Here is a 24,838-nt window from a genome sequence, read left to right as displayed (position 1 = left end):
AGAGGGGAAGCAGGCATGGGCGAGGGGACACTGGAGATCGACCGCGTGTCGAAGCGCTTCGGTGATGTCGGGGCCCTCGACGCGGTGACGTTCGACGTCCGTCCCGGGGAGCTGTTCGGCTTCGTCGGCAGCAACGGCGCAGGCAAGACCACCACCATGCGGATCGTGCTCGGCGTGCTCGCCGCCGACGCGGGTGAGGTGCGTTTCGACGGCGGCCCGGTGACTCACGAGACCCGCACCCGAATCGGCTATCTGCCCGAGGAGCGCGGCCTCTACCCGAAGATGAGGGTGCTCGACCAGCTCGTCTACCTCGCCCGGCTGCACGGCGTGCCCGCGATCGAGGCGCACCGAAGCGCGGAGCTGTGGATCGAGCGGCTCGGCCTCACCGAGCGACGACGGGACGAGGTGCAGAAGCTGTCGCTGGGCAACCAGCAGCGCGTGCAGCTGGCGGCCGCGCTCGTGCACGATCCCGACGTGCTGGTGCTCGACGAGCCGTTCTCCGGGCTCGACCCCATCGCCGTGGACGTGATGAGCGACGTGCTCCGCGAGAAGGCGGCCACCGGGGTGCCCGTGGTGTTCTCCAGCCACCAACTCGACCTGGTCGAGCGGCTGTGCGACCGCGTCGGCATCATCCGCAATGGACGGATCGTCGCGTGCGGTTCGGTGGCGGAGCTGACCTCGGGCGCGGCGGTGCGGATCACCGTACGGGCACCCGCGGCCACCTGCGGCTGGGCGGCGGCGCTGCCCGGCGTTCGTGTGGTCGCCGAGAACGGCGACGACACGGTGGTGGAGCTCGCGCCCGGCACCGACGACCAGGACGTGCTGGCCGCTGCGCTCGCCACCGGACCGGTCCGCGAGTTCACGCGGCACCACCCGTCGCTCACCGAGCTGTTCCGCAGTGCGGTCACCGAAGGAGCTGACAAGTGAGCGGCCTCCGCCGTCCCATCTCCCCCGCCGCGGCGGTGCGGCTCGTGGCGCAGCGGGAGCTGGGCGCCCGGCTGCGCACGCGCGGATTCCTGATCGGCACGGCCGTGATCCTGGCCGTGCTGGCCGGCTACCTGCTCTTCCAGACCGCGCTGGTGAGCAACGCGGAACGCACGACGGTCGGACTCACCGGACAGGCGGCCGCGATCGCGGAACCGCTCCGGGCCGGCGCCGAGGGGCTCGGGCTCGACGTCGAGACGCGCCGGGTCGCCGACGCCGCGGAGGGCATGGCCGACGTCGAGTCCGGTGACCTGGACGTGCTGGTGTCGGGCAGCCCGGCGAGCCTGCGGGTGCAGGTGAAGTCCGAACTGGACCAGCAGCTGGAGGCGGTGCTCACCGGGATCTCGCGGCAGGAGGTGCTGAGCGCCAAACTGGTGCAGGCGGGGCTGAACCCGGCCGAGGTGATGCGCGACGTCGACGCGGCGCGGATCCAGGTGACCTCGTTCGAGGAGCACGACCCGGCGCAGGGGCAGCGGATCGTGATCGCGCTGGTGATGATGTTCCTGCTGTACATGGGCATCACGGCGTACGGCTCGCTGGTGGCGCAGGGCATCGTGGAGGAGAAGTCGAGCAGGGTGGTGGAGATCCTGCTGTCCACCGTGCGGCCGTGGCACCTGCTGCTGGGCAAGGTGATCGGGCTCGGGCTGACGGGCCTGGTGCAGCTGGCGATCCTCGGCGTGGCCGGGCTCGCGATGGCGAGCGCGACCGGGGCGCTGACGATCACCGGGGTCGCGACGACGACCCTGCTGTGGGGCCTGGTGTGGTATGTGCTGGGCTTCTTCCTCTACGCGACCGTGTTCGCGGCGGCGGGCTCGCTCGTGTCGCGGCAGGAGGACGTGCAGACGGTGCTGACGCCGGTGTCCATGGTGCTGCTGGTGGGCTTCATCGCGGGCTTCACGGTGGTGCAGGAGCCGGAGGGAACGACGGCGACGGTGCTCTCGCTGCTGCCTCCGCTGTCGCCCATCCTGTTGCCGAGCCGGATCGCGACGGGCTCGGCAGGCGCATTGGAGATCGTGGCCGCGCTGGTGCTGACCCTGGCCGCTATCGCGGCGCTGACGTGGCTCGGCGGGCGGGTGTACCGGGCGGCGATCCTGCGCACGGGCAGCCGCATCCGCCTGAAGGACGCCCTCCGGGCGTGACGCCCCTCGCGAGTCCCCCGCTCCAGCCCGCGAGTCCCCCGCTCAGGACCGCGAGTTCCGCGGTCCCGACCGCGAGTTCTGCGCTCAGGAGCGCGAGTCGTGCGCTCGGGACCGCGAGTTCTGCGTTTCCGGCAGCGCGGAAGGGAGCAAGGGAGCTTTACTACCGGAAAACGGGAGTAAAGCTCCCTTGCTCCCCTCGAAGCGCCGGGCCGGGGCGAGCCGGTCAGCTCGCCGGAGCCATCCGGCCCGGCTCGGGAGCCGAGACCGGCGAGCGGGCCTCCAGGTACCGCCACAGCGCGTCGCCGCCGTTGAAGCTGCTGCGGTCCTGGTTGCGCGCGGTGAACAACGCCGTGAAGCTCGGCGTCGCGTTCTTGGCGAAGAAGTTGTTCGCCAGCGTCGCGATCCGGTAGTCGGCGTTCGGTCGCAGCGGCCTGCCGTCGAGCCGGACGTCACCGGGGTCGACCCGCGACCCGACGGGTTTGGCGAGGTCGTACGTGTAGCGCACGTTGCCCGAGAAGGCCAGCGGCCGGAACGTCACCGACCCGTCGGCGGCACGCTGCCACTGGCTCTCGATCAGCTCGTCGACCTGCCTGCCCTTCACCGAGCCACGCACGAGCCCGACGCCGATGCCGCTGTCGTAGACCGTCCCGACCGCCAGCTCCGAGAACAGCACCCGCCCGTCGGCGTCGGCCGGGCTGCCCGCCGCGGCGGCGTGGGTGACGTCCCTGCGCAGGATGTCCGGCATGGCAACGGCGAGGTCCGCGCGGCCGTCCCGCCTGGCCGCCCAGAGGAAGGCGTCGGCCGTGAGGTTGTAGAGGCTCGACTCGCCCGCGGCGTCGCGAGTGCGCGTCAGGTCCTCGGTCACCGTCGCGACCGGAGTGTTCGCGCGCTCGGCGAGCCGCTCCTTCCAGTACGCGGTCATGCCCAGGATCTCCGGGTCGGGCGGCACGTCCCGCGTGTTCGGGTGGTTCACCGACCGGGTCAGCTCCCGCACCACCTCACCGGTACGCGCATCCAGCCGCAGCTCGATCTCGTTGATCAGCTTGCCCGCATCGCCCGCCTCGACCACCGGCCTCGGGTTGCCGGCAGGGTCGGGCAGCATGCAGTTGACCTGCGCGTGCCAGTGCCCGGTGACGATCGCGTCCACGGCCGGATCGATCTGCTCGTTCAGCTCCACCACGGGACCGGACGGTGAGTCGCAGTCGTTGTAGCCCGCGCCGCCCCGCTGGCTGAAGCCCTCGTGCACCACCGCCACGATCGCCGAGACACCCTGCCTGCGCAGGATCTTCGCGTAGGCGTTGATCGGCCCGGCCTCGGGCAGGTACTCGATACCGCGCGGGGTGTATGACATCTGCTCGCTGGAGGTCAGGCTGGTCGTGGTGTGCACGAAGCCGACGGGCAGCTTCCGCCCGCCGCCCGCGTCGACGTACTCCACGTGGTACGGCCGCACCACCGGCGACGCGGTGTGCTCGCGGACCATGTTCGCCGAGTAGTACTCGTAGTCGGCGCCCCGGAACCGCCTGCCCGTGGAGTCGGTGAAGCACAGGTCGTCGTCTGGCCTGCCCTCACACGTGCCGTCCATCATGTGGCGGAGGAACTCGATGCCCCGGTCCATCTCGTGGTTGCCCACCGTGGAGAAGTCGAGCCCGATCCGGTTGAGGTACTCGACCGTCGGCTCGTTCCAGAACCACTCCGTCTCGTCCGGCCAGCCGGAGAAGTCGTCACCCGCGGAGAAGAGGATCGAGTTCCGTTCGCCCTCGCGCAGCCGGTCGAGGTGCGTGGCCAGGTACGCACCGCCGCCGACGGTCTCCGCGGGCGCGCCGGCAGTCGGGCGCACGGTGGCGGTGTACTCGCCGAAGTAGCCGTGCAAGTCGGTGATGGACAGCAGTTGCACCGGCACGGTCGAGGCCAGCGGCTCGGCGGTGGCGGCAGGCGTGAGCGTGCCGAGCAGTACGGCAGCGCTCAACGCGGCGGTTAGGCGGGGAAGCCGGGGACGAGGCACGGACGCGTTCCTCTCGCGATGTGCGGCCAAGATCGACACATCGTTACCCGCTCAGGCGGCTCCCGCCGAACGCCCAGTTGAACACCAGGCGACTTCTCACCCACCCCCGGACGCAGTGAAGGCCACCTTCACTGCGTTGGATCAACACAGTGGCGCGCAGCGTCTCCGTTTGGGTGGTGGTGGGAGACGGGTGGGCGCAGGCAAGGTGGCCTTCACTGCAGAGGGACCGGCCTGAGGGATCAGCGCTCCGTGACCGGCTTGTAGTCGCGCTGCTTCTCGCCGGTGTAGATCTGGCGCGGGCGGCCGATCTTGGTCTGCGGGTCCTGGATCATCTCCCGCCAGTGCGCGATCCAGCCGGGCAGGCGGCCCAGCGCGAAGAGCACCGTGAAGTACTTCGTCGGGAAGCCCAGCGCCCGGTAGATCAGACCGGTGTAGAAGTCGACGTTCGGGTAGAGCTTGCGCTCGACGAAGTAGTCGTCGGAGAGCGCGCGCTCCTCCAGCGCCTTCGCGATGTCGAGCAGCTCGTCACCGCCGCCGATCTTGGTGAGGATGTCGTCGGCGGTCTTCTTGATGATCTTCGCGCGCGGATCGTAGTTCTTGTAGACCCGGTGCCCGAAGCCCATGAGCCGGACGCCCTTTTCGCGGTTCTTGACGCGGTTGACGAAGTCGTTCACGTCGCCGCCGTCGGCCTTGATGCCGTCGAGCATCTCGAGCACCGCGCTGTTGGCGCCACCGTGCAGCGGGCCGAAGAGCGCCATGATGCCGGCCGAGATGCTGGCGAACAGGTTGGCCTCGGACGAGCCGACGAGCCGCACCGTCGACGTCGAGCAGTTCTGCTCGTGATCGGCGTGCAGGATGAAGAGCAGGTCCAGCGCCTTCGCGACGTCCGGGTCGATCTCGTACGGCTCCGCGGGCAGCCCGAAGGTCATCCGGAGGAAGTTCTCCACGAGCCCGAGCGAGTTGTCCGGGTAGAGGAACGGCTGGCCGATCGACTTCTTGTAGGCGTAGGCGGCCAGGGTCGGCACCTTCGCCAGTAGCCGGATGGTGGACAGCTCCACGTTCGGTTCGTCGAACGGGTTGAGCGAGTCCTGGTAGAAGGTGGACAGCGCCGAGACGGCACTGGAGAGCACCGGCATCGGGTGCGCGTCACGCGGGAAGCCGTCGAAGAACCGCTTGAGGTCCTCGTGCAGCAGCGTGTGCCGGTTGATGCGCGTCGTGAAGTCCTCCAGCTGGGCGGCGGTCGGCAGCTCGCCGTAGATCAGCAGGTAGGAGACCTCGAGGAAGTTCGAATGCTGAGCCAGCTGCTCGATCGGATAACCGCGGTAACGCAGCACACCCTGGTCGCCATCGATGTAGGTGATGGCCGAGGACGTCGACCCGGTGTTCACGAACCCGGGGTCGTAGGTGATGTAGCCGGTCTGGGCCAGCAGCTTCCCGAGCTCGATTCCGGGGGCGCCCTCGACGGCGCGGACGACCTTCAACTCGTGTTCGCCACTCGGCAGGCGGAGCACGACGTTCTCGCCCCCGGACTGCGCCGCAGTCGCGTCGGACATGCACATGCCTCTCACGGTCACACGGGCCGGTGGTGACAGCAGGTTTCGCTGGTCACCGCATTCGTACGCGAAGGGCCCTTGAGCCTCGTCGCACACCGCCCCGCTGGGGTATTTATTCCTCCTTACGCTAGTCCAGAGGACGCCTTCTTCGCAGCCGTGGTGTTACCCACAGCTAATCGTTTGCGATCAGGTTCACACGGTCATCGGGGTCTGCCGTGACGAATACCTCATGCGGTTACAGAAATTGCGCGAGCTCGTCCGCGGTGGGCGGCTCCGCGCCGCTCCGTGACACCGTGATGGCGGCCGCGCGCGCGGCGTAACCGAGCGCCTGGCCCCAGTCCGCGGGCTCCAGGTCCGAGGGCCGCTGAGTGTCCTGCTGGACGAGCCAGGCGAGCAGCGCGCCCTGCACGGTGTCGCCGGCACCGATCGTGTCGACGACATCGACCGGCACGGTCGGGGCGCTCGCCACCTCGCCATCGGCGGTGACGACCGAGAGCCCGTCGCCGCCCTTGGTGAGCACGACGGCCTCCACCCCGGCGTCGAGCCAGCCCTTCGCGGCCTCCAGCACGCCGGCGCCCTCGGCCAGCCACTCGGCGTCGTCCATCGACAGCTTGAGCAGCCGCACGTACGGCAGCCACGACGCGAACCGTGCCCGGTAGGCGACGGCGTCGGTGATCATGTCCGCACGGATGTTCGGGTCCAGCGCGGTCAGCACGCCCCGTTCCGACTCACGCCGCAGCACCGCCTCGTACGCGCTCGCGCCGGGTTCGAGCACCATGCCGAGCGTGCCGAGCGACAACGCGGTCGTGTGCTCGGGCAGCGGGCCGGGGTCTGTCACGAGCCGGTCGGCCGTGCCCTCGGTGTAGAAGCTGTACCGGGCGCTGGAGTTCTCGTCGAGCGCCACCACGGCCAGCGTCGTCGGCTCGGGCCCGCGCTGCAGCAGCGAGGTGTCCACGTTGGACGCCTCCAGTCGCTCGACGAGCGCGTCGCCGAACCGGTCGGTGGAGATCCGGGAGAGGAACGCCGTCGGCACGCCGAGCCGTGCCGACGCGAGCGCGACGTTGTAGGGCCCGCCGCCGAGCCGGGGGGCGAGCAGGTCCACTGTGGACTCGGCAGGGACGAGGTCGACGAGGGCTTCACCGCCGGAGACAATCACGGCCGCGATGCTATCCCACCCGCCGCTGTATCCCTCCCAACAGGAGTTCTGCGAGCGCCGTGAACGCCTCCGCGTCCGAGACCCCGGTGCGGGCGCGCACCACACCGGTCTGGATGCCCTCCACGAGCAGGCTGGCCAGCTCGGCGACGAGCGTCGCGTGGACCTCCCGGAAGACGCCGTCGGCGACACCCTTGGCGATGAACGACCGGATCCGGGCCGCCGCGGCCTGCGAGTTCATGCGGTACGTCGCCCGAGCCGGCTCGAACGCGGCAACGTCGGCCATGAACCGGTCGGACGCTCGCTTGAGCTCGTCGGCGACGCCGGCGAGGTAGACCTCGATGATCTTGCGTGCGTCGTCGATGCCATCGATGCGCTGCTCGATGCGGTCGGCGGCGCCCTTGAAGAAGTGGGCGACGACCTTGACCGCGAGCTGTTCCTTGCTGGCGGCGAGCGTGTAGAGGGTCGACTTTGAGCAGCGCAGGCGGGCGGCGAGGTCGTCGAGCGTGAACTCCACGAAGCCCTCCGCGAGGAACAGCTCCTCCAGCTCACCGAGCAGCGCGCGCTGACGCGCGGTGGGCTGCTTGCGGGCGCGGAGCTGTTTCGGGGGCATCCTGCTACCGTATATTAGTACTGCGAATGCCACCACAGTACTGATTTCAGTACGGAAGCCGGAGACGACGATGCCTGCGGAACGACTGCTGCCCACCACCGAGGCCGAGGACCTGATCTCGCTGACCAGGGAGATCGCCCGGGACGAGCTGGCTCCGCTCGCGGCGGAGTACGAGGAGGCGGAGCGCTTCCCGCGCGAGCAGTTCCGGCTGCTCGGCAAGTCGGGCCTGCTGGGCCTGCCGTACGCCGAACGCTGGGGCGGCGGCGAGGTGACCTACGAGGTCTACCTGCAGGTGCTGGAGGAGATCTCGAGCGCGTGGATGTCCGTGGGCGTCGGGCTCTCGGTGCACACGATGTCGTGCTTCGCCCTCGCCCACTACGGCACCGAGGCGCAGCGCGAGCGGTGGCTGCCCGCGATGCTCGGCGGTGACCTGCTGGGGGCGTACGCGCTGTCGGAGACCCACGCCGGCTCCGACGCCGCCGCGCTGTCGACGCGGGCGCGCCGCGAAGGCGACGCGTACGTCGTCAACGGCGCGAAGGCGTGGATCACGCACGCCGGACAGGCGGACTTCTACACGACGATGGTGCGTACGTCCGACGAGCCGGGCGGCGCCGGCATCAGCTGCCTGCTCGTCGACGGCGCGACGCCGGGCCTCGCGGCCGCCCCGCCCGAGCGCAAGATGGGCCTCACCGGGTCCACCACGGCGCAGTTGCTCTTCGACGACGCGCGCGTGGAAACCGACCGGCTCATCGGCGCGGAGGGTGAAGGACTCAGGATCGCGCTCGCGTCGCTCAGCTCGGGCAGGCTCGGGATCGCGGCGTGCTCCGTGGGGCTCGCGCAGGCGGCGCTCGACGAGGCCGTCACCTACGCCAAGGGCCGCAACCAGTTCGGCAAGCCGATCATCGAGTTCCAAGGCGTCGAGTTCCTGCTCGCCGACATGGCGGCGGCGGTGGAGTCGGCGAGGGCGACCTACCTCGAGGCCGCGCGGCGGCGTGACCGCGGGCTGCCGTTCCAGCGTCAGGCGTCGATCGCGAAGCTCGTGGCGACGGATGCGGCGATGAAGGTGACCACCGACGCCGTCCAGGTGCTCGGCGGCGCCGGCTACACCCGCGACTTCCCCGTCGAGCGGTACATGCGCGAGGCGAAGGTGCCCCAGATCTTCGAAGGCACCAACCAGATCCAACGCATGGTGATCGCCCGCGAACTCCGAAAGGGGTAGCCACCTTCCCCCAAGGCCACCTTTGTTGCGTTGAACGCACCGAAGGTGGCCTTGGGGGACGTTACGGCGGTTACTCGCGGTAGCGGCGGTCGGCGACCACGCCCTCGCCGGTGGCCTCGTCGAAGTGGTAGACCTCGCGGCCGCGGACGAACACCCGCATCGCCCGGTTCATCACGTCCAGCGGGTCGCCCGACCAGATCACCACGTCGGCGTCCAGGCCCGGCTTCAACGCGCCGATCCGGTCGTCGAGGCCCAGGATCGACGCCGGGTTGACCGTCAGCGACCTTAGCGCCGTCTCCGGGTCGAGCCCCTCCTTCACCGCGATCGCGGCCTGGTAGACGAGGAAGTTGATCGGGATCACCGGGTGGTCGGTGGTGATCGCGATCTTGACGCCCGCCCGCGCCAGGATGCCCGCCGAGCGCAGCGTGCGGTGCCGCACCTCCACCTTCGAACGGGACGTGAACAGCGGACCGAGGATCACCGGCACGTCGCGCTCGGCGAGGAAATCGGCGATCAGATGCCCCTCGGTGCCGTGGTTGACCACGAGCTTGTAGCCGAACTCCTCGGCCAACCGCACGGCGGTGACGATGTCGTCGGCGCGGTGCGTGTGCTGGTCCCAGTACAGCTCGCCGTCGAGCACCTTCGCGAGCGTCTCCAGTGTGAGGTCGACGTCGTGTGGCTTGCCCTCGCTCAGGGCGTGGTCGCGCTGTGCGGCGTAGTTGCGGGCCTTGGTGAACGCTTCCCGCAGGATCGCCGCGACGCCGAGCCGGGTCGCCGGTGTCTTCTTCTGCTCACCCCAGATGCGCTTGGGGTTCTCGCCCAGCGCGCTCTTCACGCTGATGCCCTCGGCGAAGAGCATGTCGAGCACCGTGCGGCCCCACGTCTTCACGCCGACCGTCTGCCCGCCGATGGGGTTGCCGGAGCCCGGTTTGATCACCACGCTCGTGACGCCGCCCGCGAGCGCGTCGTCGAAGCCGACCTCGTACGGGTCGATGCCGTCGATCGCGCGGAAGCGGGCACCGTTCGGATCGGTCATCTCGTTGGTGTCGTTGCCCGACCAGCCCTCGCCCTCCTCGTGGACGCCGAGGTGCGCGTGAGCGTCGATGAAGCCGGGCAGGACCCACGAGCCGGACGCGTCGATCAGCGTCGCGCCGTCCGGTATGTCCACATCGGCCTCGGAGCCGACCGCGACGATCCTGCCACCGTCCATGAGCACCGTGCCGCCGTCGATCGGATCACCATCAACGGGCACCACGTAGCCACCGGTGATTGCCTCAGCCATGGTTCGTCAGCCCCTCCCGTCGCCCGGCCACCGCCCCCAACGAGGCGCTTCCCCCCGTTGTACTTGATTGTCCCGGACCTGAATGCCCCAGCTACCCTGCCATTTCTCACCCGGCTCCAGGATGATGAGGTCGGTGCCCGAGTTGAGCGCGTCGGCGGGACACGTCATGGGCTCGATCGCAATGGCCCGGCCCCGCCCGGTGAGATCGGTGGGCGTGAACACCTGCACCCAGCGGAAGTCCGCCTCCGTCCACACGTCCAGCGTCGTGGTGCCGTGGGTGAGCAGCACGTGGTGCCTGCCCTCCTCGTCCGCCGTGAGCCCACCGAACGCCGTGTCGAGGTCGAGCTCCCCGACCACGCGGCCGGAGCGCAGGTCGTACTCGGTGCCCTCGACGTCCCGTTCCTCGGCGTAGGGCAGCTGCTCCTCCTCGGCGTATGGCCGCACGCGCGTCGCCGGAAGCGTCAGCGTCAGCTCGTCGGTCGGCACGTCGCCGATGCGGAAGTAGGGGTGCGTGCCCACGCCGAAGCCGATCGCGCGATCCCCCTCGTTGCTCACCTCGTGCGTGACGGTCAGCTCGCGGGGCGCCAGCTCGTAGACGATGCCGGTACGCAGCGGCACGGGCCAGCCGGGCTCGTCGGCGATGTCGCAGGCGAGCGTGATCGAGCACTCGGCGTGCTCCAGGAGTTCCCACTCCTTGTGCCGCGTGAGCCCGTGGATGGCGTTGCCACGCTTGGCCTCGGTCACCTCCAGCTCCTGCGGCTCGCCGTCGAAGGTCCATCGAGCGGCCTTGGTGCGGTTGGGCCACGGCACGAGCACCTGACCGGCACCCTTCGGCGGCTCGTCCTCGGCGGCGAACGGCTCCAGGTACGGCACGCCGCCGATCTCGAACGCGCGCAGGCCGGCCCCGATCTCGGTGACGACGGCGCGCGCGTTGCCGCGGATGAGCTCGAACTGTTCCCCAGTCGGATTGACCATGGCCGCACTGTATCCCTCCCAAGCGGCGGGGCACAGCTCGCGGCCGAGCTGCTCGCCATCCCCGGCGGACGCCTGCACGACGTGCTGCGGCAGATCTGGAGGCGGCGGACGGGCCCGGTGCCGGCGATCGAGAACCCCGTCGGCCACCACACCGAAATCCCTGCCGTTTCGGATTTCCATCGCGGCCGTCCACTGTCGACGGTCCCACGGTTCAACGCAGTGAAGGCCACCTTCACTGCGTTGAACGCAGGCAAGGTGGCCTTCACTGCAGCCGGCCTCACGACCGAGCTGGCTCGCCTACTCTGCCAAGGCCTTCTCGTCCAGTTCCTTCTGCTCCGCACCACGCATGAAGAACCAGTTGACCACCCACAGCACCAGTCCGACGGCGAGCAGGATCAGCGCCACGACGTAGTCCCTCGCGGGACGGCCGGACAGCGGGCTCGCCAGGTAGATGCAGAAGATCGCCGCCAGCACCGGAATCACCGTCGGCGCCCTGAAGTGCTTGTGCTCCACCTTCTCCTTGCGCAGCACCAGCACGGCGATGTTGACGACGGCGAACACGGCGAGCAGCAGCAGCGCCGTGGTGCCACCGAGCACGCTGATGTCCACGGTGGACACCAGGACGATCGCGATGGCGCTGGTGAACAGGATCGCCACCCACGGGCTGCGGCGGAACGGGTGCACGGTACCGAGCTGCTTGGGGATGATGCGCTCGTTGGCCATGCCGTAGATGAGCCTGCTCGCCATGAGCATGTTGATCAGCGCGGAGTTGATCACCGCGAAGAGGCCGATCGCGGAGAAGATCTCCCTCGGCATGCCAGGGGCGCCGATGTCGATGACCTTGAGCAGGGCGCTGCTCTCGGCGGCCTCCAACTCGTTCGCCGGCACCAGCAACGACGACGTCACCGACACGAGAATGTAGATCGTGGCCGCGATGACCATGCCCCACAGCATCGCCTTCGGGAAGATCCGCACCGGGTCCTTGCACTCCTCGGCCATGTTGACCGAGTCCTCGAAGCCGACCATCGCGAAGAACGCGAGCGAGGTGGCCGACGTGATGGCCACCAGCCACGTCTGGTCCTGGGTGTTGAACTCGACCAGCCGTGAGGGCTCGCCGTCGCCGTTCAGCACGGCCCACACACCGACGCCGATGATGATCAGCAGGCCGGCCAGCTCGATACAGGTGAGCACCACGTTGGTGGTGACCGACTCCTTGACGCCGCGGAAGTTGATCGCGGCGAGCATGAGGATGAACAGGATCGCCACGAGCGGCATCGGCGAGGTGATGAACTCGGCGAGGTAGGTCTCGCCGAACGCGACGGCCGCCGACGACGCCGACGTGATACCGGAGCACATCACCGCGAACGCCACGAGGAACGTGAGGATTCGGATGCGGAATGCTCGGTTGGCGTACAGCGCGGCCCCGGCCGCCTTCGGGTATTTGCCCACCAGCTCCAGATAGCTGAAGGCGGTCATGAACGCGACGATGAACGCCAGCAGGAACGGCAGCCACAGCGCGCCGCCGACGCGCCCGGCCACCTGGCCCGTGAGCGCGTACACCCCCGTGCCGATGATGTCACCGACCACGAAGAAAAGGAGAAGCTTCGAGCCCATGACCCTGCGCAGCGCAGGCTGCCCGCTGCCCGAGGTGTCGGGTGTCGTCGTTGTCGCATCCGCCATGCGGCGAGTGTGCCGCATCACGTCGGTGACGGAAACACCACCATGCCTAGCGTTGTGTTAAGACTTCTCCCCCTCGGCTCCAGCCGCCCGGTAGTACCAGAACGCGGGCAGCAGCAGGGTCGCCACGACGACGAGGACGATCACGAGCAGGCCCCCGCCCGTGGCGGCGACCGCGGTGCCCGTGCCCGCCGCGACCCAGCCGTGCGCGAGGTCGGCGATACGCGGCCCGCCCGCGACGACGACGGTGAACGCCCCCTGCGTGCGGCCGCGCATCTCGTCCGTCGCGGCGGACTGCAGGATCGCCATGCGGTAGATCGCACTCACCATGTCCGCGGCTCCCGCGATCGCGAGGAACACCACCGCGAGCCACAGCGACGGCGCCAGCCCGAACCCGGCCACCGCCGCGCCCCAGACGCAGATCGCCACCACGACCGCGACACCCTGCCTGCGCACGCGGCTCACCCAGCCCGACGTGAGCGTGATCAGCATGGCGCCCAACGGGATCGCGGCGTACAGCCAGCCCAGAGCGAGCCCGCCGCCCGGCGGGTCGCCGAACGTGCGCTCGGCCATCTCGGGGAACAACGCGCGCGGCATCCCGGCGACCATCGCGACGATGTCCACGACGAACGACGCCAGCAGCACCTTCTGCGCGCCCATGTAGCGGAAGCCGTCGACGATGTCGCGCAGCCCGGCCCTGCGCACCTGCCCGGACAACGGGGGCAACGGCGGCAGCCGCCACACCGCCCAGAGCACCACCACGAGTGCGACGGTGTCCACTAGGTACAAAGTGGACAATCCGACCACTGGCATGAGCGCGCCGGCGGCGAGGGGGCCGAAAACGGCGCCGAAGGTGTTCATCGTGCCGGTGAGGGCCGCCGCCGATGGCAGCAGGTGCTCGGGCACGAGCCTGGCGACCACGGCGTTGCGGGTGGGCATGTTGACCGCGTAGAACGCCTGGTTCACCGCCAGCAGACCGAGCACGAGCCACACGGAGTTCAACTCGAGGAACGCCTGCGCCCACAACACAGCCGCGGTGACGGCGATGCCGGTGTTGGAGACGATCAGCAGCTTGCGGCGGTCGACGGTGTCGGCGATCGCGCCGCCCCACAGCCCGAAGACGAGCAGGGGCACGAGTCCGAAGGCGCCGGTCAGCCCGACGTAGGCCGACGAGCCCGTGATGTCGAAGACCTGCTTCGGCACGGCGACCGCGGTGAGCTGGCTGCCGATGGCGGTGACCATCGAGCTGACCCACAGCCTGCGGAAGCCGGCGATCCGCAGCGGGCGGCCGTCGACGACGATCGAACCGAGGAGCCTGCGCCCTTTCGACGGGGCCTCCTCGGTTCGGTCGCTCACGACCATTTAGCTTAGGCGCGCTAACGAACTGCGCGCATGTGAGTTTCACCGTCGAGCCCCACCGAGCCCGACTGTGCCCCACCGAGCCCGACCGCAGTGAAGGCCACCTTCACTGCGTTGAACCACGCACAGTGACGCGAAGCGTCTCCGTTTGGGCGGTGGCGGGAGACGGGTGGGCGCAGGCATGGTGGCCTTCACTGCAGTTCTTCCCTGCAGTTCGTCACTGCGTTGGGGCGGAGACGGCGCCTACGGCGCGACGCGGTCGATCCGCCAGCCGTCCTCGGTGCGCACGTAGCGGAGCCGGTCGTGTAGGCGGTCCTGCCTGCCCTGCCAGAACTCGACCGTGTCGGGGCGGATCCGCCAGCCGCCCCAGTGCGGCGGCACGGGCACCTCGTCGACGCCCTCGAACCGGCGCTCGATGGCGCTCAGCGCGTTGTCCAGCGCGCGGCGGCCGTCGACCACCCGCGACTGCGGGGAGGCCCACGCGCCGAGCTGCGAACCCCTCGGCCGGGAGGCCCAGTACTCGGCGACCTCGGCCAGGTCGACCTTCTCGACCTCGCCGCGCACGGTGACCTGCCGGTGCAGCGTGTACCACGGGAAGGTCACCGAGGCGTAGCGCGTGACCGTGAGGTCGTGGCTCTTGGCCGAGGTGTAGTTGGTGTAGAAGACGACGCCGCGCTCGTCGAGGCCCTTGCACAGGACCGTGCGCGAGGACGGCAGCCCCTGGGCGTCCGCCGTGGCGAGCACCATGGCGTTGGGCTCGGGCAGCCCGGCGGAAACGGCCTGGTCCAGCCACCTCTGCAGCTGCTCGGTCCAGGTCTCGGCGAGCGAGGACTCGTCGAACGCCTCGCCGTTGTAGGCGACCCTCATGCCGGGCAGCCGGACGGTGACGTCCGCGCTGCCCGCTACCTCGTTGTCCAGTTTGTCGAGTTCCGGCATGCCGCAACCTCCGCGCGCCCTTGTGGGGCCTCACCCCGCCTGATTCAGCCGACGTTAGGGGTTCCGTGAACGGGGCGAAACCGTCTGATCGGTGACGGCCGCCACTGGATCGTGACACCCGGGCACCCATCCTGTGTGGCGCCGCGTGGCGACCGCCAGTTCGGCCGCCGCGGCGACGGCGCCGGGCGCGGGCGTGGTCACCAGCCAGCAGCCCGGTGCGCTCCTGAGGGCTCAGCCGCGGGGACGGATGTGGATCACCGGGAACACGCGGGCCCGGCCACCGGAAACAAAGGATTTACGCGAGGGACGGCCGTCTCGCTGAATCGTTCTCGTAATCGTGACCGAAACCACCGCATCTTTCGATTGATACCGGCGGTTAACAGGAGGAAAGTTGCCCCAACACCGTGCGAGGAGGCACCCGTGCGTGGGCCTCGTACGGGTTGAGACCTGTCGGGGAACGCGCTTGGAAAGGTCCATTCCGGTGACATCGACGATCAGCAAGGCCCAGACCCCCTCCGAACAGCCCGACGACGGTTTCCGCCCCGGTCTGGAGGGCGTGGTCGCCTTCCGCACGGAGATCGCCGAGCCCGACCGCGACGGCGGCGCCCTGCGCTACCGCGGTGTCGACATCGAGGAGCTCGCGGGCAAGGTGAGCTTCGGCGACGTGTGGGGGCTGCTCGTGGACGGCCACTTCCGCAACGGGCTGGCGCCCGCGGAGCCGTTCCCGATCCCCGTACACACCGGTGACGTCCGCGTCGACGTGCAGGCCGCGCTCGCGATGCTCGCCCCGATCTGGGGGTACCAGCCGCTGCTGGACATCTCCGACGAGACCGCGCGCGAGCAGCTCGCCCGCGCCTCGGTGATGGCGCTGTCCTATGTCGCGCAGTCGGCGCGCGGCGTCGGCGTGCCCGCGGTGCCGGAGTCGAGGGTCGACGAGGCGAAGACCATCACCGAGCGGTTCATGGTCCGCTGGCGTGGCGAGCCGGACCCGGCGCACGTCAAGGCCGTGGACGCCTACTGGGTTTCGGCCGCCGAGCACGGGCTCAACGCCTCCACGTTCACCGCCCGCGTGATCGCCTCGACGGGCGCCGACGTAGCGGCGTCGCTCTCGGGGGCGGTCGGCGCGATGTCCGGCCCGCTGCACGGAGGCGCGCCCGCGCGGGTGCTGCCGATGATCGAGGAGGTCGAGCGGACCGGCGACGCGCGCGCGTACGTGAAGGGCCTGCTCGACCGCAAGGAGCGGCTCATGGGCTTCGGTCACCGCGTGTACCGCGCGGAGGACCCGCGCGCCCGCGTGCTGCGCCGCACCTGCCGCGAGCTGGGCGCGAGCCGGTACGACGCGGCGGCGGCGCTGGAGGGGGCCGCGCTCGCCGAGCTGCGCGAGCGGCGTCCCGACCGGGCGATCGAGACCAATGTGGAGTTCTGGGCAGCCGTGATCCTGGACTTCGCGCAGGTGCCGCCGCACATGATGCCCGCGATGTTCACCTCGGCCCGCACGGCGGGCTGGGCCGCGCACATCCTTGAGCAGAAGCGCACCGGCAGGCTCGTGCGACCATCGGCCAAGTACGTCGGCCCCGCCCCGCGCAAGCCCTCCGAGGTCGAGGGGTGGGACGCACTCGCGAGTCGTTCGTGAGTCGTTGACGGGGGCAGGCCAGCCGTCCCGAGCCCGAGGCGCCGCATGTCGGCGCTCGAAACCGATTCTCGTTCGTGCCCGTGTGCGCGAACGGGCGCCCTGCGAAGCGCTGCGCTGAGAACTCACTCAGCCAAACTTGTCACTGCCTAAATCTGGCGCGCATACTTATCTAGTCACCGTAAAGATTGGAGCGCGCCATGGAACCCTTGATCGCACTTGTCGTCGTCACCTCGGGCGTCCTCGTTGTGGGCAGGCTGTGGGTACCCCGGCTGCGGCCGCTGCCCGTGGGCCTGCGCGGCGGCATCGCCGCGATGTTCCTGCTCACCGGCATCGCGCATTTCGTGGGCATGCGCGAGGAGCTGATCGCGATGGTCCCGGACGCCCTCCCGGCGCCAGGCCTGCTCGTGACGGTCACCGGCGTGCTGGAGCTCGCGGGCGCGCTCGCGATGCTCTACCGGCCACTCGCACACTGGGCGGCAGCAGGGCTATCCACACTGCTGGTCGTGATGTTCCCCGCCAATGTCAACCTCGCGCTGAACGGCACGGACCTGCCATGGGACGACACGCTGCTGCCGCGCACGCTGATGCAGGTCGTGTTCCTCGCGGCGACGGTCACGGTCGCCGTGCACGGGTTCCGCGCGCGGGCCGGGCGCGCTACTACCGCCGATCCGGTTCCGGCCGGACGGTGATGGCGAACTTCCGGAAAGTCGCCCAGCACCGCGTCGAGCTGACTGTCCCTGCAGGTCAGAGTCCGGGCGCCGGGCCCGGACGTGCACGGCGCCGCCCGCCTCGCCGAGCCTGCGCGCCGCGTCGCCAGCGATGGTCTCCAGCGTCGCGTCGTCGGTGCGGACCTGGCCCGCCTTCTCCGAGCAGGGCCGGCGACAATGTCGACAATGTCAAGGACGCCGTCGCGCCGGATGAAGAGCCGACGAAACAGCGGTGTCCGGATCGTGTCGTTCGGTGGCGCCGATCATGGCGACGAGCTGATCGACGAGCCAGCCGTCGAGTTTCCCTTGCTCGAGGCCGCCTTCTCGCAGCCACGTGAGCAGCGCTCCTTCGACCACCACGGTCCAGCAGCGCAGCGTGGTCAGCAGCATCGGTGACGGGTCGGTGATCCCCGCGTCGGCCAGGATCACCCGCACGGCGGCCTCCCTGACCTCGTCGACGATCGCGTTGGTCTCCGGTGTCGCGATCGCGGAGCCGCTGCGGACGAGCGCGACGTAGCCGGCCCGGTGTTCGGCGGCGACCTCGGCGAGCGCGCGCACGGCCGCTCGGAGCCGCTCGTGCGGCGTGCCCTCGGCGCGCGCGGCGAGGCGGGCGAGCAGCCCGTCCACCACCGACCGCAAAGCGGCGACCTGCAGCTCACGCACACTCGGGAAGTACCGGTAGAACAGCGCCCGCGACACGTCGGCCCGCGTGGTGACGTCCTCGACGGAGACGTCCTCGGGCGCGCGCGTGCTGAACAGCTCCAGCGCCGCGGCGATGAGGTCGTCCCTGCGCGCCTCGCGGGTCATCCGGCGCGGCTTGCGCTCGGTCACCGCGCGATCGCCCGCAGCAGGCCGGGAGTGAGGCGGGACAGCGCCAGCGTCACCGAAGCCTCCGGAGTGGACGGTGCGAGCGCGACGTCCCGCTCGACGGCGCGCAGGATGTCGGCGGCCACGCGCTCCGGCCCGAAACCGCGCCGGGCGAACAGCTTGGCGCCGTTACGCCTTCGCTGTGCTTGTTCCTGCTCGCTCGCCCCGGCGAACACGGTGCGCTCGGCGATCGGGGTGCGCACGATGCCGGGGCACACCGCGGTGACGCCGACGCGGTGGCTCGCGAGCTCGGCGCGCAGGCACTCGCTCAGCATCAGCACCGCGGCCTTCGTCGTGGAGTACGCGGGCAGCACCTTGTTCGGCACGTACGCCGCCATCGACGCGAGGTTGACGATGTGCCCGCCCTCGGCGCGCTCGGTGAGCATCGGCACGAACGCGCGGCAGCCGTGGATCACGCCCCACAGGTTCACGTCGATCACGCGCTCCCAGTCGGCGGCGCTGGTGTCGGCGAAGGTGCCCGCCACTCCGATCCCGGCGTTGTTCACGACGATGTCGGGCACCCCGTGCTCGGCCCGCACGGCGGCGGCGAACGCGTCGACGGCCGCGCCGTCACTGACGTCCACTGTGTACTCCGCGGCGGCCGAGCCCGTGGCCCTCACCAGCTCCGCCGTTCGGGCGGCGGCCTGACCGTCGATGTCGGCGACCACCACGTCCGCGCCCTCCTCCGCGAACGCGAGCGCCGTGGCCTGCCCGATGCCGCTGCCGCCACCGGTCACCACCACGAGACTGCCGGGGAACCGCTGGGGCGACGGCGGGTTCACGCGCGCGCGGCGCAGCCCCCTCGCCTCCGGCCCGCCCTCGACGTGGTCCACCAGCTCGGCGACGGCGTCGGCGACTACACCGGGCCGCTGCCTCGGCAGCCAGTGCCTGCCCGCGACGTGCCGGACGCGCAGGTCGGGCACCCAGTCGGCGAGCTCGGTCTGCAGCGGTGCCGTGACATAGGCGTCGCCCGTCGGTGCGAGCACCTGCACCGGCACGTCGGTGTGCGGGCGCGTCGGCGTGCCCAGGCGGGTGAGCATGTTGGCGCGGTACAGCTCGAGGCCGTACCGGCCGTCGGAGGCGTTCGGCCTGCCGACGCCCGGTTCGAGCCTGCGCAGGACCCGGGGCAGCAGGCCGGTGCGCCAGACCAGCTCGGGAATGCGGGGCAGCTGGAAGAACGCGATGTAGGTGGAGTGCAGGAGCTGACGCAGCGCGTTACGCAGGCGGCGCGGCGTGGGCTTGCACAGCTGTGCGCGCAGCCAGTGGGAGGCATGGTCGAGGCTGGGCCCGGAGATCGAGGTGTAGGACGCGACGCGTCCGTCCAGCCACCCGCCGGTGACGGCGTGCCAGGTCTGGATCGAGCCCCAGTCGTGGGCAAGCAGGTGGACCTTCCCTTCCGGCCGCACCGCGTCGACGACGGCCGTGAGGTCGGCGGCGAGCCGGTCGAGCCGGTAGGCGGCGCGGTCGGCCGGTTTGTCCGAGGCGCCCGCACCCCGCACGTCATAGGTGACCACGCGGAACCGCTCGCCGAGGCGCGCCGCGACGTCGTCCCAGAGCGCCGAGTCGTCGGGGTAGCCATGCACGCAGACGAGCGTGGGCGCGTCCGCCCTGCCGCTGCTGCGCACGGAGAGGCGGACACCGTCACCGGCCGTCACCCACTGATGAGACATCTCGTCATGGTAGACAATTTGTCAATAGCGATGCCGCCTCCACAGCACGCTGCCCCAGGTCCACACCGTGTCGGCGAGGAAGACGTAGCACCAGATCCGGCTCACGTCGCGCAGCCAGTGCCCGGTGGAGTTCACGAACCAGTTGACGTCGTGCGGCCCGCCGAACACCGCCTCGACCGGCCAGCCGTAGCCGAGCAAGGCAAACACCGTCTGCGCGAGCACGAACACACCGACGTGCACGTACCAGTTGCGCAGGCCGGAGCCCTTGGACTCCTTGGATTCCTCGGGCTCCGGTTCCGGCTCCGGCTCTGGCTCCGGTTCCGGCTCGGCCGGGTACTCCACCACCCCGAGCGCACGCACCGCGGGCCGCACCAGCGCCGCGCCCGCCAGCAGCAGCGCCCCCGCGCCGATGCAGGCGATCTGCCACCCGCTGCCCGCCGAGTACAGCAGCCCCGCCGTGAACGTGCCGACGGTCGCACCCAGCAGCGTCGCGCTCTCGTAGATGCCCATCCCGCGCCCGAGGCTCACTCCCGCCGCCTCGGCCACTATCGACTGCTGCACCGGGATCGCCGCCGCGAACGCCACGGCCGAAAGCACCCACATCCCCGCGAGCACGAACGGGTTCGGCGCGAACGACAACCCCGCCGCGAACGCCGCGCTGCACACGAGAGCCACCGACAGCACCCGTGTCCGGCCCATCCGGCGCACGATGCGGTGCAGGTAGTCGGGCAGCGTGCTGTAGACGATGAACCCCGGCAGGAACACCGCCGCGATCTCCCCCAGTTCCAGCTGATGCCCGCGCTGCAGGTGCAGCAACAACAGCAACGCCACGCCCGCCTCGGCCAGCGCCGTCAGCGCCACGAGCCCGAGTACCGGCCGCATGCGCCTGCCGAGCTCGGTGAGCTTCGGCGCCCGCTCGCCGGCTGCCGGGCGCCGCCCCGACGGCACCAGCAGCACCGCGGCGGCCACAGCGCAAGCGGCCGCGCCGAGCCAGAACACACCCCGGTAGTCGATGCGCGACACGAGCGTCATCGCGACGACGAACGCGATCCACGTACCGGCGCCCTCCGCGGCGAACAGCTTGCTGAACACCCCGCTGTCGTCGGCGAGGCCCTCGCCGACCCGCGCTCGCAACGCGACCCAGAACAGCGCTCCGCCCGCGCCACCGAGCACGGCCGCCCCGAACGCCGGGCCGATTCCCGGCGTCACCGCGTACCCGGCGAACGACAGTCCATAGAGGACGGCACCGAGCGCGGCGAGCCTGCCGCGGTCGAACCGGTCGGCCAGCACCCCCGAGACCGGCCGCACCAGGAGCGACACGAGCGTCTCGAGCGCGGTCAGCGCACCGACCTGCGCCGGCGTCGCCCCGAGCGCGCTGCCGGCCCACAGCGGCAGGAAGAAGTCGAGCACCTCCACCGGCCCACGCGCGAGCGCCGCCGCGAGCTCGTTCTGTCCCCTGCGCCGCTTCGCGGCCTCGGTCGCCACCATCAGACCCCCCTTCCCGACAGGGAGCGTAGAAACGGACCCGACGCGTGGCGTCATCCTTTCGACGGACACCCGGTTCCACCGCCCGGTCGTCCCGCCGTCCCAGCGGAAGCGGCGATGATCGAGAACGTGAACGCGGTTGAGGTGCACGGGCTGCGCAAGGACTACGCCGGCGTGAGCGCCGTGGCGGGGATCGACCTCGACATCAGGCGGGGCGAGATCTTCGCCCTGCTCGGCCCCAACGGCGCGGGCAAGACCACCACGGTGGAGATCCTCGAGGGGCATCGAAGGAGGACCAGCGGGGAGGTCCGTGTGCTCGGCGAGGATCCCGGCCGCGCGGGAGGGGCGTGGCGGACGCGGATCGGCATCGTGCTGCAGACAGCCTCCGACGCGGCCGAGCTGACCGTCGCGGAGAGCCTGCGGCACTTCGCCGGGTACTACCCGCACCCGCGCGACCCCGGCGAAGTCGTGCACCTCGTCGGACTGGAGGAGAAGGCGGGCTCGCGCATCCGCACGCTGTCCGGCGGTCAGCGCCGCAGGCTTGACGTGGCGCTCGGCATCATCGGCAGGCCGGAGTTGCTGTTCCTCGACGAACCGACCACCGGCTTCGACCCCGAGGTCCGGCGCCGGTTCTGGGCACTGATCGAGCGGCTCGCCGCCGACGGCACCACGATCCTGCTCACCACGCACTACCTCGACGAGGCCGAGGCGCTCGCCGACCGCGTCGCGGTGCTCGCGGGCGGGCGCGTGGTAGCCGAGGGCACTCCGGCCACGCTCGGCGGGAGGGCCGAGGCGGAGGCCGTCGTCCGCTGGACCGACGCCGAGGGCGTGCACGAACGGCGCACACAGCGGCCGACCACGCTCGTCAACGAGCTCTCCGCTGGGGGTGGGGAGCTCGCCGGGCTGACGATCACGCGGCCGAGCCTGGAGGACACCTACCTGGAGCTGATCGGGGAGCGCTCATGACCGCGGTGACCGCTCGCGGCGCCCTCGCCATCGGGCTCGCGCGAGGCGCCGTGGAGCTCAGGCAGTTCTTCCGGCAGAAGGAGACCGTGGTCTTCACGTTCTCGCTGCCCGTGCTGCTGCTGGTGCTGCTCGGGTCGGTGTTCGGGGACGTCTACCCCGAGACCGGTCTGCCAGCGAGCCAGCTCTTCGCCGCGGGCATGATCGGCGCGGGGATCATCTCCACGTCGTTCGTGAGCATGGGCATCGGTGTCGCGCTCGACCGCGAGGACGGCACGCTGAAACGCCTGCGCGGCACGCCGATGCCCGCGCTGTCGTACTTCCTCGGCAAGATGGTCCTGGTCGCGGTGTCGAGCCTCGCGCAGGCGGCCCTCATGCTGGCGATAGCCGTGTGGTTGTTCGACCTCACGCTGCCCACGGCGCCGGGGAAGTGGCTGACCTTCGCGTGGATCTTCGTGCTCGGGGTCACCGGCTGCGCCGCGCTGGGCGTGGCGGCCAGCTCGCTGGCTCGCTCGGTGAACGGCGCCGCCGCCGGGATGAACATCGTCTACCTCGCGCTGCAGTTCATCTCGGGCGTTTTCATCACGCCCGTGTCGGCCCTGCCCGCGGCTATGGTGAGCGTGTCGTCGTTCTTCCCGGTCAAGTGGATGTGCCAGGGCCTGCGCTCGGTGTTCCTGCCGGACGAGGCGGCCCGATACGAGATTGCGGGGCAATGGGAACTCGGACTGACGGCGCTGGTGCTGGGCGCCTGGTGCGTGGCGGGGCTGCTGCTGTGCCGGCTGGTGTTCCGGTGGACCAACCGCCGCGAGTAGGCTTCGAGGCGCTGGTCACCCGCGGGATGCTGCGGTACTGGGAGCTGTTCTACCTCCTGGTCTACACCGGCGCGATCGTCACCGTGTGGGTGCAGCGCGACGACCCCACGTGGGCCAAGGCGGCGTCGACCGCGCTGCTCGTCGCGCTGGGTGCCTGGTACCTCGGGCACCGGCCGCACCACGACGGCCATCCCGAGCTGCCCGCCGGTGTCGCGCTGCGCTGGCTCGCCGGTGAGCTCGTGCTGTTCCTCGGGGCCATCGCGTTCGTCGGCGACGCGGCCTGGGTGACGCCAGCCGTGATCTCGCAGACGTTCTGGCTGCTGCCGCCGCGCTTCGCGGCGCCGGCCGTGGTGGCGTTCAGCTTCGCGCCCGTGGCGCGCGACGGGCTGCTCAGCGACGACTCCTTCGGCACGGTGGTGCGTGAGCTCGGCCCGTCGGCGGCGGTGTTCTGCGTGATGGGCCTGCTGCTCGGCTACATCATCACCAAGCTGGGAGAGCAGAACGAGCGGCAGGCGCAGCTGATCGCCTCGCTCGAGGCAAGCCGCGCCGAGGTGGCCCGGCTCTCGCACGAGGCGGGCACCTCGGCCGAACGCGACCGGCTGGCCAGGGAGATCCACGACACGCTCGCGCAGGGGTTCACCAGCATCGTCGCGCTCACCCAGGCCGCCGAGTCCGAACTGGACACCGACCCGCCCGCCGCGCGCAGGCACCTCGAACTGGCCACCACGACGGCGAGGGAGAACCTCGCCGAGGCCCGCGCGATGGTCACGGCGCTCACCCCGTCGGCCCTGCATGCCGGTTCGCTCACCGACGCCGTCCGCCGCCAGGTGGAGCGTTTCGGCGAGGAGACCGGCATGGGCACGGCATGTGAGATCGAACCGCTGCCTCGCCTGGTCACCGCCGTAGAGGTGGTGCTCCTGCGCGCGACACAGGAGGCGCTCGCGAACGTGCGCAAGCACGCGGACGCCACGGCGGTGACGGTTCGTTTGTCCACTACGGACTCTGGTGTCCGGCTGGCGGTCACCGACGACGGCGCGGGGTTCCGGCAGGGAGCGGCCGAGGGCTTCGGGCTGCGCGGCATGCGGGCGCGGGCAGAGGACGCGGGCGGCACCCTGAGCATCCACACCGGACGCGGGGAGGGGACCACGGTGGAGCTGGAGGTACCCGCGTGATCCGGATCGTGCTGGTGGACGACCACCCGGTGGTCCGTGAGGGCCTGCGCGGGATGCTGGAGGCGGAGGCCGATCTCACCGTGGTGGGCGAGGCGAGCTCCGGCGACGAGGCCGTCGCGCTCGACCGCGTCAAGGAACCCGACGTGATCCTCATGGACCTGCGCATGCCGGGGCTCGACGGGGTCGGCGCGATCAGGGCGATCCTCGCGACCACGCCGGGGCGACGGATCGTGGTGCTCACGACCTACGAGACCGACGCCGACATCCTGCGTGCCGTGGAGGCCGGGGCGGCGGGCTACCTGCTCAAGGACGCCTCGCGCACCGAGCTCGCGGAGGCGGTAAGGGCGGCGGCGCGAGGCGAGACCGTGCTGGCGCCGTCGGTGGCGGGACGGCTGATGAACCAGGTGCGCGCTCCCGCCGCCCAGCCCCTGTCCCCGCGTGAGCGGGAGGTGCTGCGACTGGTCGCGAAGGGCGGCACCAACGCCGACATCGGCAGGGCGCTGCACATCAGCGAGGCCACCGTGAAGACGCATCTGCTGCGGGTGTTCAACAAGCTCGACGTGTCCGACCGGACCGCCGCGGTGACCACCGCGATGGAACGGGGCCTGCTCACCTAGCCGCCCACCCAACCGCAGTG

Annotated in this window: 21 protein-coding genes; 9 read left to right on the top strand and 12 right to left on the bottom strand. The window is 70.6% G+C overall.

Annotated elements, in window-relative coordinates; translation table 11 throughout:
* Positions 1 to 15 precede the first annotated feature (15 nt).
* Together DI005_RS37550 and DI005_RS37545 are read left to right on the top strand one after the other, a co-directional pair.
* The gene (locus DI005_RS37550; RefSeq protein ID WP_113645155.1) at positions 16 to 927 is read left to right on the top strand and encodes an ABC transporter ATP-binding protein; all 912 of its coding nucleotides are present in this window, start codon (positions 16 to 18) and stop codon (positions 925 to 927) included.
* A complete protein-coding gene (locus DI005_RS37545) occupies positions 924 to 2,123 on the top strand; it encodes an ABC transporter permease (protein WP_113645154.1) in 1,200 nt (399 codons plus the stop codon). Before DI005_RS37550 ends, DI005_RS37545 begins: the two co-directional genes overlap by 4 nt.
* 223 nt (positions 2,124 to 2,346) lie before the next feature.
* Here the strand turns inward: DI005_RS37545 and DI005_RS37540 are convergent, their stop codons facing one another.
* The 4 genes from DI005_RS37540 to DI005_RS37525 form a co-directional block, all read right to left on the bottom strand.
* Positions 2,347 to 4,089: a bifunctional UDP-sugar hydrolase/5'-nucleotidase gene (locus DI005_RS37540; RefSeq protein WP_233520454.1), complete on the bottom strand. Its 1,743-nt coding sequence runs from the start codon at positions 4,087 to 4,089 to the stop codon at positions 2,347 to 2,349.
* 275 nt (positions 4,090 to 4,364) lie between these two features.
* Positions 4,365 to 5,678, bottom strand: a complete 1,314-nt coding sequence (locus tag DI005_RS37535; protein ID WP_112264698.1) for a citrate synthase — start codon at positions 5,676 to 5,678, stop codon at positions 4,365 to 4,367.
* 235 nt (positions 5,679 to 5,913) lie between these two features.
* Positions 5,914 to 6,834, bottom strand: a complete 921-nt coding sequence (locus DI005_RS37530; RefSeq protein WP_113645153.1) for a carbohydrate kinase — start codon at positions 6,832 to 6,834, stop codon at positions 5,914 to 5,916.
* Positions 6,835 to 6,844: 10 nt separating this feature from the next.
* Positions 6,845 to 7,444 (bottom strand): TetR/AcrR family transcriptional regulator, encoded by a 600-nt coding sequence (locus DI005_RS37525; protein ID WP_112264412.1) that lies wholly within the window; start codon positions 7,442 to 7,444, stop codon positions 6,845 to 6,847.
* A 70-nt stretch (positions 7,445 to 7,514) separates the two neighbouring features.
* Here DI005_RS37525 and DI005_RS37520 point away from each other — a divergent pair, with 70 nt between their 5' ends.
* A complete protein-coding gene (locus DI005_RS37520) occupies positions 7,515 to 8,663 on the top strand; it encodes an acyl-CoA dehydrogenase family protein (RefSeq protein ID WP_113645152.1) in 1,149 nt (382 codons plus the stop codon).
* A 70-nt stretch (positions 8,664 to 8,733) separates the two neighbouring features.
* On the opposite strand, the gene DI005_RS37515 is transcribed toward DI005_RS37520, so the two are convergent.
* From DI005_RS37515 to pdxH, 5 genes are all read right to left on the bottom strand, one after another.
* The gene (locus DI005_RS37515) at positions 8,734 to 9,945 is read right to left on the bottom strand and encodes an amidohydrolase (RefSeq protein WP_112264414.1); all 1,212 of its coding nucleotides are present in this window, start codon (positions 9,943 to 9,945) and stop codon (positions 8,734 to 8,736) included.
* A gap of 6 nt (positions 9,946 to 9,951) precedes the next feature.
* Positions 9,952 to 10,920 (bottom strand): aldose 1-epimerase family protein, encoded by a 969-nt coding sequence (locus tag DI005_RS37510; protein WP_113645200.1) that lies wholly within the window; start codon positions 10,918 to 10,920, stop codon positions 9,952 to 9,954.
* Between the two features lie 297 nt (positions 10,921 to 11,217).
* Positions 11,218 to 12,600, bottom strand: a complete 1,383-nt coding sequence (locus DI005_RS37505) for an APC family permease (RefSeq protein WP_112264415.1) — start codon at positions 12,598 to 12,600, stop codon at positions 11,218 to 11,220.
* A gap of 57 nt (positions 12,601 to 12,657) precedes the next feature.
* Positions 12,658 to 13,953, bottom strand: coding sequence for an MFS transporter (locus DI005_RS37500; protein WP_233520453.1), 1,296 nt, complete (start codon positions 13,951 to 13,953; stop codon positions 12,658 to 12,660).
* Between the two features lie 246 nt (positions 13,954 to 14,199).
* Positions 14,200 to 14,892, bottom strand: coding sequence for a pyridoxamine 5'-phosphate oxidase (gene pdxH, locus DI005_RS37495; protein WP_112264417.1), 693 nt, complete (start codon positions 14,890 to 14,892; stop codon positions 14,200 to 14,202).
* A gap of 481 nt (positions 14,893 to 15,373) precedes the next feature.
* On the opposite strand from pdxH, the gene DI005_RS37490 reads away from it, so the two are divergent.
* Positions 15,374 to 16,525: a citrate synthase 2 gene (locus DI005_RS37490; protein WP_113645151.1), complete on the top strand. Its 1,152-nt coding sequence runs from the start codon at positions 15,374 to 15,376 to the stop codon at positions 16,523 to 16,525.
* A gap of 197 nt (positions 16,526 to 16,722) precedes the next feature.
* Positions 16,723 to 17,214: a hypothetical protein gene (locus tag DI005_RS37485; RefSeq protein WP_112264419.1), complete on the top strand. Its 492-nt coding sequence runs from the start codon at positions 16,723 to 16,725 to the stop codon at positions 17,212 to 17,214.
* 207 nt (positions 17,215 to 17,421) lie between these two features.
* Here the strand turns inward: DI005_RS37485 and DI005_RS37480 are convergent, their stop codons facing one another.
* From DI005_RS37480 to DI005_RS37470, 3 genes are read right to left on the bottom strand one after another with little or no spacing between them, the layout of a single operon-like run.
* The gene (locus DI005_RS37480) at positions 17,422 to 18,039 is read right to left on the bottom strand and encodes a TetR/AcrR family transcriptional regulator (RefSeq protein WP_112264702.1); all 618 of its coding nucleotides are present in this window, start codon (positions 18,037 to 18,039) and stop codon (positions 17,422 to 17,424) included.
* A 20-nt stretch (positions 18,040 to 18,059) separates the two neighbouring features.
* Positions 18,060 to 19,769, bottom strand: a complete 1,710-nt coding sequence (locus DI005_RS37475) for an SDR family oxidoreductase (RefSeq protein WP_233520452.1) — start codon at positions 19,767 to 19,769, stop codon at positions 18,060 to 18,062.
* 21 nt (positions 19,770 to 19,790) lie between these two features.
* Positions 19,791 to 21,257: an MFS transporter gene (locus DI005_RS37470; protein WP_113645149.1), complete on the bottom strand. Its 1,467-nt coding sequence runs from the start codon at positions 21,255 to 21,257 to the stop codon at positions 19,791 to 19,793.
* Positions 21,258 to 21,371: 114 nt separating this feature from the next.
* On the opposite strand from DI005_RS37470, the gene DI005_RS37465 reads away from it, so the two are divergent.
* The 4 genes from DI005_RS37465 to DI005_RS37450 are packed head-to-tail and all read left to right on the top strand — an operon-like array spanning position 21,372 to position 24,818.
* Complete coding sequence (locus DI005_RS37465; protein WP_113645148.1) at positions 21,372 to 22,220, top strand: ABC transporter ATP-binding protein; 849 nt, start codon at positions 21,372 to 21,374, stop codon at positions 22,218 to 22,220.
* The gene (locus DI005_RS37460; RefSeq protein ID WP_113645147.1) at positions 22,217 to 23,029 is read left to right on the top strand and encodes an ABC transporter permease; all 813 of its coding nucleotides are present in this window, start codon (positions 22,217 to 22,219) and stop codon (positions 23,027 to 23,029) included. The genes DI005_RS37465 and DI005_RS37460 overlap by 4 nt, the downstream gene beginning before the upstream one ends.
* Complete coding sequence (locus tag DI005_RS38815) at positions 23,008 to 24,201, top strand: sensor histidine kinase (RefSeq protein WP_233520451.1); 1,194 nt, start codon at positions 23,008 to 23,010, stop codon at positions 24,199 to 24,201. Before DI005_RS37460 ends, DI005_RS38815 begins: the two co-directional genes overlap by 22 nt.
* Positions 24,198 to 24,818 (top strand): response regulator transcription factor, encoded by a 621-nt coding sequence (locus DI005_RS37450; protein ID WP_112264423.1) that lies wholly within the window; start codon positions 24,198 to 24,200, stop codon positions 24,816 to 24,818. The genes DI005_RS38815 and DI005_RS37450 overlap by 4 nt, the downstream gene beginning before the upstream one ends.
* Positions 24,819 to 24,838 lie beyond the last annotated feature (20 nt).

The sequence above is a fragment of the Prauserella sp. PE36 genome (assembly GCF_003311655.1).
Taxonomy (GTDB): Bacteria; Actinomycetota; Actinomycetes; order Mycobacteriales; family Pseudonocardiaceae; genus Prauserella_A; species Prauserella_A endophytica.
This window is presented reverse-complemented; position numbering and strand designations above follow the sequence as displayed.

Coding starts and splice junctions, on each gene's coding strand:
- DI005_RS37550 (WP_113645155.1), top strand. CDS start 16: ATGGGCGAGGGGACACTGGAGATCGACCGCGTGTCGAAGCGCTTCGGT.
- DI005_RS37535 (WP_112264698.1), bottom strand. CDS start 5,678: ATGTCCGACGCGACTGCGGCGCAGTCCGGGGGCGAGAACGTCGTGCTC.
- DI005_RS37525 (WP_112264412.1), bottom strand. CDS start 7,444: ATGCCCCCGAAACAGCTCCGCGCCCGCAAGCAGCCCACCGCGCGTCAG.
- DI005_RS37520 (WP_113645152.1), top strand. CDS start 7,515: ATGCCTGCGGAACGACTGCTGCCCACCACCGAGGCCGAGGACCTGATC.
- DI005_RS37515 (WP_112264414.1), bottom strand. CDS start 9,945: ATGGCTGAGGCAATCACCGGTGGCTACGTGGTGCCCGTTGATGGTGAT.
- DI005_RS37510 (WP_113645200.1), bottom strand. CDS start 10,920: ATGGTCAATCCGACTGGGGAACAGTTCGAGCTCATCCGCGGCAACGCG.
- DI005_RS37505 (WP_112264415.1), bottom strand. CDS start 12,600: ATGGCGGATGCGACAACGACGACACCCGACACCTCGGGCAGCGGGCAG.
- pdxH (WP_112264417.1), bottom strand. CDS start 14,892: ATGCCGGAACTCGACAAACTGGACAACGAGGTAGCGGGCAGCGCGGAC.
- DI005_RS37485 (WP_112264419.1), top strand. CDS start 16,723: ATGGAACCCTTGATCGCACTTGTCGTCGTCACCTCGGGCGTCCTCGTT.
- DI005_RS37480 (WP_112264702.1), bottom strand. CDS start 18,039: ATGACCCGCGAGGCGCGCAGGGACGACCTCATCGCCGCGGCGCTGGAG.
- DI005_RS37475 (WP_233520452.1), bottom strand. CDS start 19,769: ATGTCTCATCAGTGGGTGACGGCCGGTGACGGTGTCCGCCTCTCCGTG.
- DI005_RS37470 (WP_113645149.1), bottom strand. CDS start 21,257: ATGGTGGCGACCGAGGCCGCGAAGCGGCGCAGGGGACAGAACGAGCTC.
- DI005_RS37465 (WP_113645148.1), top strand. CDS start 21,372: ATGATCGAGAACGTGAACGCGGTTGAGGTGCACGGGCTGCGCAAGGAC.
- DI005_RS37460 (WP_113645147.1), top strand. CDS start 22,217: ATGACCGCGGTGACCGCTCGCGGCGCCCTCGCCATCGGGCTCGCGCGA.